Below are 8,965 nucleotides of genomic sequence, written 5' to 3'. Positions count from 1 at the left end.
TGGAAGACATACACCATTCTTCAATAACTATAGACCACAGTTCTATTTCAGAACAACAGACGTAACAGGAGCAATCACATTACCAGAAGGAACAGAAATGTGTATGCCTGGAGACAATATAGAGATGGAAGTAGAATTAATCACACCAATCGCAATCGAAGAAGGTTTAAGATTCGCTATTCGTGAAGGTGGTAGAACAGTAGGAGCAGGTGCTGTTGCTAAAATTATAGAATAGTTTAAATTAATATAATTTGCAAACCTAGAGGATAAAACCTTCTAGGTTTGCATGCTTTAAACAGTTCCAAGAGGATTGAGTTCCAAGTTACAAGTTGCAAGTTCCAAGATAAAAGCTTTTAAGTCTTAACCTACAGGAAGGGCTTAAAACTTGGAACCTGGAACTTGGAGCTTGGAACCATAAAAACTTGGAGCTTGGAACCACGAAAACTTATAGCTTCGAGACTATAAAAATTGGAGTTTTAGCCAAAAGAAAGTTAAAATTCTGAATAATTGAATTGGGGCTTGCAAAAAAACAAGAAGTAGTATATAATACAAAGGTATGTGTGGACTGCGATGAAGCAGAAGGTTGCCAGCTTAGCTGGGGGAATTTCTGCGGAGAACTGTCCGTTCTTGAATCGGGCGACGAGGAACTCACCTCTCTTTTATTTTTGTAACAAAAATGTGAACACCCGGGAGAGTGTACATTGGTTCCAGTCGTACGTACAAATTTAATACGTGCGATGAAAAGGAGGGAAAAAGATGGCTAACAAAGCAAATCAAAAAATTAGAATAAGATTAAAGTCTTATGATCACAAGGTGTTAGATCAATCTGCTGTAAAAATAGTTGAAACAGCAAAGAAAACAGGTGCTGAAGTTTCTGGTCCTGTACCGCTTCCAACGGAAAAGCAGATTATCACTATTTTAAGAGCTGTTCATAAATATAAAGATTCTAGAGAACAGTTTGAAATGAGAACACATAAAAGACTAATTGATATTCTAAGCCCTACTCCAAAAACAGTTGATTCTCTTATGAGATTAGACTTGCCAGCTGGAGTGGATATTGAAATCAAACTTTAAGGTGAAGCTAAGATATAGGTTTATATAGACTCATAAGCCTGCCTGTCTTAGTACGATTACAAACTTGTAATCCGCTGTAAGATTAATAGGAGGTGCAACAATGAAAGGGTTAATAGGTAAAAAAGTAGGTATGACTCAAATCTTTACTGAAGAAGGAGTTGTAATACCTGTAACAGTAGTAGAGGCTGGCCCAAATCTTGTGACTCAAATCAAAACTATGGAAAATGATGGTTATACTTCTATCCAAGTTGGTTTTGAAGATAAGAAATCAAGTAGGGTTAATAAGCCGGTTAAGGGACATTTTGAAAAAGCAGGCGTTACGCCTAAAAGAATTGTTAAGGAATTTATCGTTGAAGATGCAAGCGCATATAGCTTGGGACAAGAAATTAAAGCTGATATCTTCGAAGAAGGTATGAAAGTTGATATTTCAGGAACTTCAAAGGGTAAAGGAACACAGGGTACTATAAAGAGACATAATCAAAGTAGAGGTCCAGAAACCCATGGTTCTAAATACCATAGAGGACCAGGTTCTCTTGGTGCATCATCATATCCAGCAAGAGTGTTTAAAGGAATGAACATGGCTGGAAGAATGGGTAATGAAAAAGTTACTGTACAAAATCTTGAAGTAGTTAGAGTGGATGCTGATAGAAATCTACTTTTAATAAAAGGTGCAGTACCAGGACCAAGAGGTGGAATTGTTACAATAAATCAGGCCGTAAAGGGCGTTAAATAGACTCTAGCTAGGGAGAGGAGGATGTAAAGTGCCTAAAGTTAATGTTTTGAATGTTTCCGGTCAACACGTTGGAGAAATCGAATTAAATGATAACGTATTTGGCATAGAAGTAAATCAGCACGTGCTATACGAAGCTGTTAAGAATTATCTTGCTAATCAAAGACAAGGTACTCAATCGGCAAAAACTAGATCAGAGGTAAGAGGCGGCGGTAGAAAGCCTTATAGACAAAAGGGAACAGGTAGAGCCCGTCAAGGAAGTATAAGAGCGCCGCACTTTGTTGGTGGTGGAGTAGCATTTGCACCGAAACCAAGGGATTATAGCTACAAGTTACCTAAAAAAGTTAAGAGACTTGCTATGAAGTCTGCCCTTAGCTCAAAGGTTCAAAATAATGAGATTATAGTATTAGAAGAGCTTACAATGGATGCTCCTAAGACTAAGGATATGGTAAGTATTTTAAAGAATGTTAATGCAGCTAAAAAAGCTTTAATAGTATTAGGCGACAAGAATGACAATGTTGTGAAATCAGCAAGAAACATTCAAGGAGTTGCTACTACATTAGTTAATAGTATAAATGTATATGATATATTAAAATATGATACTTTTGTTATTACAAAAGAAGCAGCGCAAAAGATAGAGGAGGTGTACGCGTAATGAGAACACCTTATGATATCATTATAAAACCCCTTGTTACTGAAAAAAGTATGGAAGATATGACAGAAGGAAAATATACTTTTGAGGTTGATAAGAAAGCTAATAAATCCGAAGTTAAAAAGGCTATAGAAGAAATCTTCGGTGTTAAAGTTGAAAAAGTAAACACCATGAATGTTACAGGTAAAGAAAAGAGAATGGGAAGATTTGTAGGAAGAAGAAAGGATTGGAAAAAAGCTATCGTAAAATTAACTGCTGACAGTAAACCAATCGAATTCTTTGAAGGTATGTAGATAGATTTTTAAAAGGCAGAAGGAGGGCAAGAAAATGGGTGTAAAAGGCTTTAGACCTACTTCTCCTGGTGTAAGACAAATGACGGTTTCTACTTTTGATGATGTTACTAAAAAAGAGCCGGAAAAGTCACTTGTTGTTACTTTCAAGAAGCATTCAGGAAGAAATAACCAGGGGAGAATAACAGTACGTCATAGAGGCGGCGGCTATAAAATCAAATATAGAATAATTGATTTTAAAAGAGATAAAGATGGAATACCAGCTAAGGTTACAGCCATAGAATATGATCCAAATAGATCAGCAAATATAGCGTTACTAACCTATGCTGATGGTGAAAAGAGATATATACTTTCACCGAATAAATTATCAGTTGGAGACACTATTGTTTCAGGTAAGGGTTCTGATATCAAAGTAGGTAATGCCATGAGACTTATGGATATGCCAGTTGGTACAACTATTCATAATATAGAACTTAAGCCTGGTAAAGGTGGACAAATGGTAAGATCAGCTGGAACTTCAGCTCAGCTTATGGCTAAAGAAGGAAACTATGCTCACGTTAGATTACCATCCGGTGAGGTAAGACTTGTTAGAGTTGAATGTAAAGCGACAATTGGTCAAGTTGGAAACTTAGATCATGAAAATATAACTATAGGTAAAGCTGGAAGAAAGAGACATATGGGTATAAGACCTACTGTAAGAGGTTCTGTAATGAATCCAAATGACCATCCCCACGGTGGTGGTGAAGGTAGAGCGCCTATCGGTAGACCGTCTCCAGTTACACCTTGGGGTAAACCGACTATCGGATACAAAACTAGAAAGAAAAATAAGAAATCAGATAAATTTATTATTAAGAGAAGAAAGAGTAAATAGGGGCTCAGAGGATAGCGTAATATTTATCTGGCCCTATGTACCTTATTGCTTTGTGCATGAAAGGAGGAAGCGTAAGACATGGGTAGATCATTGAAAAAGGGACCTTTTGTGGAACCTAAGCTTCTAAAAAGAATAGAAGAGATGAATGACAAGGGAGACAAGAAAGTAATCAAAACTTGGTCAAGAGCATCAACTATATTTCCACAAATGATTGGACACACGATAGCTGTTCATGATGGAAGAAAACACGTTCCAGTATATATTACTGAGGATATGATCGGACATAAATTAGGAGAGTTTGCTCCTACTAGAACGTTTAGAGGTCATGCAGGAGAAAAATCAAGCAAGGTTAGATAACCTGAGAAAAGTTATGGGAGGAGGTAATGCAGTGGAAGCTAAAGCGATTGCTAAATATATTAGGATTTCTCCTAGAAAAATGAAACCAATTGCAGATTTAGTAAGAGGAAAGAACGCTAATGAAGCGATAGCTATATTAAAGTTCACTCCTAGAAAAGGTGCTGCAGTACTTAAAAAAGTAATTGAATCAGCAGTAGCAAATGCTGAGAACAATCATGGAATGGATGTAGAAAGTTTATTCGTTTCAGAGGTATATGCTAATCAAGGACCTACTATGAAGAGATGGAAAGCAGGTTCAATGGGAAGAGCTAATCCGATTTTAAGAAGAACTAGTCATATAGGAGTTGTTTTAAAAGAAAAGGAATAGAAGGAGGGAAAATGCATGGGTCAAAAGGTAAGTCCACACGGATTGAGAGTCGGAATAATTAAAGATTGGGATTCAAAGTGGTTTGCTAATAAAAAAGACTATTCAGATCTGTTAGTGGAAGACTTTAAGATAAGAAAATACATTAAAAATAGATTGTATACTTCAGGAATCTCAAGAATTCTTATAAAGAGAACGGCCAATAGAATCAACATAAATATTTTAACATCTAAGCCAGGTATGGTAGTAGGTAGAGGTGGAGAAAATATCGAAGGGTTAAAGAAAGAACTTAGAAAAATGAGTTCTAAATCTGTGCATATAGATATTACAGAGGTTAGAAAACCAGAAATAGATTCTCAATTAGTAGCTGAAAGTGTAGCCTTTGCTTTAGAAAGAAGAATTGCATTTAGAAGAGCTATGAAGCAAGCTATTGGTAGAGCTATGAAGGCTGGAGCCCAAGGAATCAAGGTAGCTGTTGCTGGTAGATTAAATGGTGCAGAGATGGCTAGAACTGAAAGCTACAGTGAAGGAAATGTTCCGCTATCAACACTTAGAGCTGATATAGATTATGGATTTGCTGAAGCCGACACTACTTATGGTAAAATAGGAATTAAGGTGTGGATTTATAAGGGCGAAATTCTTCCAGGAATGGTTGTAGAAGAGCCTAAGCAAGAAAAGAGAAGCAGAAGAAAGCCAAAATCTAGAGACAATAGATCAAGAGATAACAGATCAAGAGATAATAGACCTAGAGACAATAGATCTAGAGATAATAGAGGTAACAAGTAGTTCTATTGTTAAGAAAGGAGGATATATACCATGTTAATGCCTAAAAGAGTGAAACGTCGTAGAGTTCATAGAGGCAGAATGAAGGGTAAAGCTAATAGAGGTAATACCGTTACTTATGGTGAATACGGCCTTGTGGCCCTTGAACCAACATGGATTACTTCTAATCAAATAGAAGCGGCAAGGATTGCCATCAATAGACATATTAAAAGAGGTGGAAAGGTTTGGATAAAAATCTTCCCTCATAAACCAGTTACACAAAAACCAGCTGAGACTCGTATGGGTGCTGGTAAGGGTTCTCCAGAGTACTGGGTAGCAGTAGTTAAACCTGGTAGAGTAATGTTTGAAATGTCTGGCGTAGATGAAGAGCTAGCAAGAGAAGCGATGAGACTTGCAGCAATGAAACTTCCAATCAAATGTAAGTTTGTAACACGTCAGGAAATGCAAGAAAAGGATGGTGAAGCAAATGAAAGCTAATAAACTTCGTGATATGACTTCACAAGAATTATCGCAAAAGCTTAATGATTTAAAAGCTGAGCTATTCAACTTAAGATTCCAATTAGCAACTGGACAATTAGAAAACCCTTTAACAATAAGAACTGTTAAGAAGGATATTGCCCGTGTGAAAACTATTATAAGAGAAAGAGAAATAAAAGAGATAAACCTATAGTACATGAAGGGAGGTAATATCGTGGAAAGAGGAAGAAGAAAAGTAAGAGTAGGACGTATTGTAAGTGACAAGATGGAGAAAACTGCCGTTGTAGCTGTAGAAGAATTCGTTCGTCATCCTATATATGGAAAAGCAGTTAAAAGAACTAAGAAATTTAAAGCTCACGATGAAAACAACGAGTGCAAGATTGGCGATAAGGTTAGAATAATGGAAACAAGACCTTTGAGCAAGGATAAAAGATGGAGAGTTGCTGAAATCATCGAGCGTGCCAAGTAGTCAATGTAGGCAATGGAGGGAGGTATACAAATGATTCAACAAGAATCACGTTTGAAGGTAGCTGATAACTCAGGTGCTAAAGAATTGTTATGTATCCGAGTACTAGGCGGTTCCGGTAGAAGATATGGAAATATTGGTGACGTAATAGTTGCTTCGGTTAAAAATGCAACGCCAGGCGGAGTTGTTAAAAAGGGAGAAGTTATTAAGGCTGTTATAGTTAGAAGTAAACAGGGTTTAAGAAGAAATGATGGAAGCTATGTAAAATTCGATGAAAATGCAGCTGTAGTTATTAAAGACGATAAGTCTCCTGTAGGGACTCGTATATTTGGACCTGTTGCAAGGGAATTAAGAGATAAAAAATACATGAAGATAGTATCATTAGCTCCTGAAGTATTATAGGTCTAGGAGGTGGAATGAATGCACGTAAAAAAAGGAGATACTGTAGTAGTAATCAGCGGTAAAGATAAAGGTAAAACTGGTAAAGTACTTGGGGTAAACCCGAAGACTGAAAGAGTAATCGTTGAGAAAGTGAATATGGTGAAAAAACATCAAAAGCCTACTCAAAAAATGCAACAAGCAGGAATTATGGAGATGGAAGCACCGATTCATGCATCAAAGGTTATGATATATGATTCAAAGGCTAAGAGTGGAACAAGAATTAAATATAAAAAACTAGAAGATGGTAAAAAAGTAAGAGTTTCAGTTAAAACTGGAGAAGTTTTAGACTAATCTTCAGAGCGAAGGGAGGTATACTTTGTGACTAGACTAAAGGATAAATATACTAACGAAGTTAAAAAATCGTTAATGGAAAAGTTTCAATATAGCAGTATAATGCAAGTTCCAAAACTTGAAAAGATCGTTATAAATATGGGACTTGGTGATTGCAAAGATAATCGTAAAGCTTTGGAATTAGCTGTAAAAGAGCTAGAAACTATAGCAGGTCAAAAGCCAATAATTACTAGAGCGAGAAAATCAGTTGCAAACTTTAAAGTTCGTGAAGGAATGCCTGTAGGTGCAAAGGTAACACTTAGAGGTGAAAGAATGTACGAATTTTTAGATAGATTTATCAGTATAGCGCTACCGAGGGTTAGAGACTTTAGAGGAATTAACCCTAATTCATTTGATGGTAGAGGAAACTATTCATTAGGTGTAAAAGAGCAGCTAATATTCCCTGAGATCAACTATGATAACGTTGAAAAAATCAGAGGAATGGATATAATCTTTGTAACTACTTCAAAAACTGACGAAGAAGCACGTGAATTATTAAAACTAATGGGAATGCCATTTAGTAAACAATAATAAGGAGGGAAAGTAGTGGCAAAAACAGCTCTCAAAGTAAAACAACAAAGAAAACAAAAGTACTCTACAAGAGAATACAATAGATGTAGAATATGTGGAAGACCACATGCGTATTTAAGAAAATTTGGAATATGCCGTATTTGTTTTAGAGAATTAGCTTATAAAGGCCAAATTCCTGGAGTAAGAAAGGCAAGTTGGTAAACTGGGAAAGGAGGTAATTAATTATGACAATGACAGATCCTATTGCTGATATGCTAACACGTATAAGAAATGCTAACCTTGTAAAACATGAATCTGTAGATGTGCCAGCTTCAAATCTTAAAAAATCTTTAGCTAATATATTATTAAACGAAGGTTTTATCAAAGGTTTTGATGTGATAGAAGACGGAAAACAAGGATTAATAAGAATACAAATGAAGTACGGATCAAGCAAAGAAAGAGTTATTACAGGACTTAAGAAAATCTCAAAGCCGGGCTTAAGAGTTTATGCTAAAAGAGATGAAATACCAAAGGTACTTGGAGGACTTGGAATAGCTGTAATATCAACATCAAATGGTGTTATAACTGATAAAGAAGCACGTAAATTAGGTGTTGGTGGCGAAGTAATTTGTTACGTATGGTAAAAGAGATGAACTGTATAGGAGGTGCGCAAATTGTCAAGGATAGGTAAACAGCCAATCACGATACCTCAAGGTGTACAGGTTACAGTTACTGAGAAAAATCTAGTAGTTGTAAAGGGCCCTAAAGGAGAGTTAAGTGAGCAAATAAATCCTGATATCAAGGTTAATATAAATGACAATGTTATTACTATAGAAAGACCTTCTGATAAAAAAGACCATAGAGCATTACATGGTTTAAGTAGAGCTTTAATAGCTAACATGTTAGAGGGTGTTACAAATGGATACGAAAAGAAACTTCAAATAATTGGTGTTGGATACCGTGCCCAAAAGAAGGGTAAAGTTCTTAATTTACAGCTTGGATTTTCCCATCCAGTAGATATGGAAGACCCAGAGGGTATCACAGTAGAAACACCATCTCAAACTGAAATAATTGTTAAGGGTATAAACAAGCAGTTAGTTGGAAATTATGCTGCTAAAATAAGAGATTTAAGAAAGCCTGAGCCATATAAAGGTAAAGGTATCAGATACGAAGGCGAATATGTAAGACGTAAAGAAGGTAAAGCAGGTAAATAATAGGAAAGGAGTGACATGAATTGATTACTAAGCCAAGCAGTAATTCAAGAAGAAAAATAAGACATGGTAGAGTACGTAAAAAAGTGTTTGGAACTCCTGATTGTCCAAGATTAAACGTATATAGAAGTTCAAAAAATATATATGCACAAGTAATTGATGATACAAACGGTGTTACACTTGCTGCTGCTTCATCACTTGATAAAGAAATCAAAGAAAAGGTAGCTAATACTGGAAATAAAGAAGCAGCTAAGCTTGTTGGAAATTTAATTGGACAAAAAGCTAAAGAAAAAGGTATTCAAGAGATAGTATTCGATAGAGGTGGATATCTATACCACGGAAGAATTAAGGAATTAGCTGAAGGAGCTAGAGAAGCTGGATTACAATTTTAGCAAAAGGAGGGAAATAA

Annotated in this window: 19 protein-coding genes; all 19 read left to right on the top strand. The window is 36.0% G+C overall.

Annotation, left to right across the window (positions count from 1 at the left end; translation table 11 throughout):
- The coding region (gene tuf, locus N4A68_14600; protein ID MCT4565525.1) for an elongation factor Tu at positions 1–235 on the top strand (235 nt) is incomplete at its 5' end.
- 521 nt (positions 236–756) lie between these two features.
- Positions 757–1,074, top strand: a complete 318-nt coding sequence (rpsJ, locus tag N4A68_14595) for a 30S ribosomal protein S10 (protein ID MCT4565524.1) — start codon at positions 757–759, stop codon at positions 1,072–1,074.
- Positions 1,075–1,174: 100 nt separating this feature from the next.
- Positions 1,175–1,807, top strand: coding sequence for a 50S ribosomal protein L3 (gene rplC / locus N4A68_14590; protein MCT4565523.1), 633 nt, complete (start codon positions 1,175–1,177; stop codon positions 1,805–1,807).
- A 28-nt stretch (positions 1,808–1,835) separates the two neighbouring features.
- Complete coding sequence (gene rplD / locus N4A68_14585) at positions 1,836–2,459, top strand: 50S ribosomal protein L4 (GenBank protein ID MCT4565522.1); 624 nt, start codon at positions 1,836–1,838, stop codon at positions 2,457–2,459.
- Entirely contained in the window at positions 2,459–2,749 is a 291-nt protein-coding gene (rplW, locus tag N4A68_14580) for a 50S ribosomal protein L23 (GenBank protein ID MCT4565521.1), read from the top strand. Before rplD ends, rplW begins: the two co-directional genes overlap by 1 nt.
- A gap of 34 nt (positions 2,750–2,783) precedes the next feature.
- On the top strand, positions 2,784–3,617 hold the full coding sequence (rplB, locus tag N4A68_14575; protein ID MCT4565520.1) for a 50S ribosomal protein L2: 834 nt from the start codon (positions 2,784–2,786) through the stop codon (positions 3,615–3,617).
- A 78-nt stretch (positions 3,618–3,695) separates the two neighbouring features.
- Entirely contained in the window at positions 3,696–3,974 is a 279-nt protein-coding gene (gene rpsS / locus N4A68_14570) for a 30S ribosomal protein S19 (protein ID MCT4565519.1), read from the top strand.
- A gap of 31 nt (positions 3,975–4,005) precedes the next feature.
- The gene (rplV, locus tag N4A68_14565) at positions 4,006–4,341 is read left to right on the top strand and encodes a 50S ribosomal protein L22 (GenBank protein MCT4565518.1); all 336 of its coding nucleotides are present in this window, start codon (positions 4,006–4,008) and stop codon (positions 4,339–4,341) included.
- Positions 4,342–4,356: 15 nt separating this feature from the next.
- Complete coding sequence (gene rpsC / locus N4A68_14560; protein ID MCT4565517.1) at positions 4,357–5,124, top strand: 30S ribosomal protein S3; 768 nt, start codon at positions 4,357–4,359, stop codon at positions 5,122–5,124.
- A 30-nt stretch (positions 5,125–5,154) separates the two neighbouring features.
- Complete coding sequence (rplP, locus tag N4A68_14555) at positions 5,155–5,598, top strand: 50S ribosomal protein L16 (GenBank protein ID MCT4565516.1); 444 nt, start codon at positions 5,155–5,157, stop codon at positions 5,596–5,598.
- Positions 5,588–5,791, top strand: coding sequence for a 50S ribosomal protein L29 (gene rpmC / locus N4A68_14550; GenBank protein MCT4565515.1), 204 nt, complete (start codon positions 5,588–5,590; stop codon positions 5,789–5,791). Before rplP ends, rpmC begins: the two co-directional genes overlap by 11 nt.
- Before the next feature lie 18 nt (positions 5,792–5,809).
- Positions 5,810–6,067 (top strand): 30S ribosomal protein S17, encoded by a 258-nt coding sequence (rpsQ, locus tag N4A68_14545; protein ID MCT4565514.1) that lies wholly within the window; start codon positions 5,810–5,812, stop codon positions 6,065–6,067.
- 30 nt (positions 6,068–6,097) lie between these two features.
- Positions 6,098–6,466, top strand: a complete 369-nt coding sequence (gene rplN, locus N4A68_14540; GenBank protein MCT4565513.1) for a 50S ribosomal protein L14 — start codon at positions 6,098–6,100, stop codon at positions 6,464–6,466.
- Between the two features lie 18 nt (positions 6,467–6,484).
- Positions 6,485–6,796 carry a 50S ribosomal protein L24 gene (gene rplX / locus N4A68_14535; protein MCT4565512.1) on the top strand — a complete coding sequence of 104 codons (312 nt, stop codon included), beginning with the start codon at positions 6,485–6,487 and terminating at the stop codon, positions 6,794–6,796.
- 27 nt (positions 6,797–6,823) lie between these two features.
- Positions 6,824–7,366, top strand: coding sequence for a 50S ribosomal protein L5 (gene rplE, locus N4A68_14530; GenBank protein MCT4565511.1), 543 nt, complete (start codon positions 6,824–6,826; stop codon positions 7,364–7,366).
- Between the two features lie 15 nt (positions 7,367–7,381).
- Complete coding sequence (locus N4A68_14525) at positions 7,382–7,567, top strand: type Z 30S ribosomal protein S14 (GenBank protein ID MCT4565510.1); 186 nt, start codon at positions 7,382–7,384, stop codon at positions 7,565–7,567.
- 23 nt (positions 7,568–7,590) lie between these two features.
- Positions 7,591–7,989: a 30S ribosomal protein S8 gene (gene rpsH, locus N4A68_14520; GenBank protein ID MCT4565509.1), complete on the top strand. Its 399-nt coding sequence runs from the start codon at positions 7,591–7,593 to the stop codon at positions 7,987–7,989.
- 30 nt (positions 7,990–8,019) lie between these two features.
- The gene (gene rplF / locus N4A68_14515; protein MCT4565508.1) at positions 8,020–8,559 is read left to right on the top strand and encodes a 50S ribosomal protein L6; all 540 of its coding nucleotides are present in this window, start codon (positions 8,020–8,022) and stop codon (positions 8,557–8,559) included.
- A 20-nt stretch (positions 8,560–8,579) separates the two neighbouring features.
- Positions 8,580–8,948, top strand: a complete 369-nt coding sequence (rplR, locus tag N4A68_14510; GenBank protein MCT4565507.1) for a 50S ribosomal protein L18 — start codon at positions 8,580–8,582, stop codon at positions 8,946–8,948.
- The last annotated feature ends 17 nt before the right edge of the window (positions 8,949–8,965 follow it).

Origin of the sequence: Maledivibacter sp., from assembly GCA_025210375.1 — a bacterium.
GTDB lineage: Bacteria > Bacillota > Clostridia > Peptostreptococcales > Caminicellaceae > JAOASB01.
Note: the sequence above shows the minus strand (reverse complement) of the source record. Positions and strands in the feature narration are given on the sequence as shown.

Excerpts from the sequence above, each read along its gene's own strand:
- rpsJ (MCT4565524.1), top strand. The coding sequence starts at position 757 with ATGGCTAACAAAGCAAATCAAAAAATTAGAATAAGATTAAAGTCTTAT.
- rplC (MCT4565523.1), top strand. The coding sequence starts at position 1,175 with ATGAAAGGGTTAATAGGTAAAAAAGTAGGTATGACTCAAATCTTTACT.
- rplW (MCT4565521.1), top strand. The coding sequence starts at position 2,459 with ATGAGAACACCTTATGATATCATTATAAAACCCCTTGTTACTGAAAAA.
- rplB (MCT4565520.1), top strand. The coding sequence starts at position 2,784 with ATGGGTGTAAAAGGCTTTAGACCTACTTCTCCTGGTGTAAGACAAATG.
- rpsS (MCT4565519.1), top strand. The coding sequence starts at position 3,696 with ATGGGTAGATCATTGAAAAAGGGACCTTTTGTGGAACCTAAGCTTCTA.
- rpsC (MCT4565517.1), top strand. The coding sequence starts at position 4,357 with ATGGGTCAAAAGGTAAGTCCACACGGATTGAGAGTCGGAATAATTAAA.
- rplP (MCT4565516.1), top strand. The coding sequence starts at position 5,155 with ATGTTAATGCCTAAAAGAGTGAAACGTCGTAGAGTTCATAGAGGCAGA.
- rpmC (MCT4565515.1), top strand. The coding sequence starts at position 5,588 with ATGAAAGCTAATAAACTTCGTGATATGACTTCACAAGAATTATCGCAA.
- rplN (MCT4565513.1), top strand. The coding sequence starts at position 6,098 with ATGATTCAACAAGAATCACGTTTGAAGGTAGCTGATAACTCAGGTGCT.
- rplX (MCT4565512.1), top strand. The coding sequence starts at position 6,485 with ATGCACGTAAAAAAAGGAGATACTGTAGTAGTAATCAGCGGTAAAGAT.
- rpsH (MCT4565509.1), top strand. The coding sequence starts at position 7,591 with ATGACAATGACAGATCCTATTGCTGATATGCTAACACGTATAAGAAAT.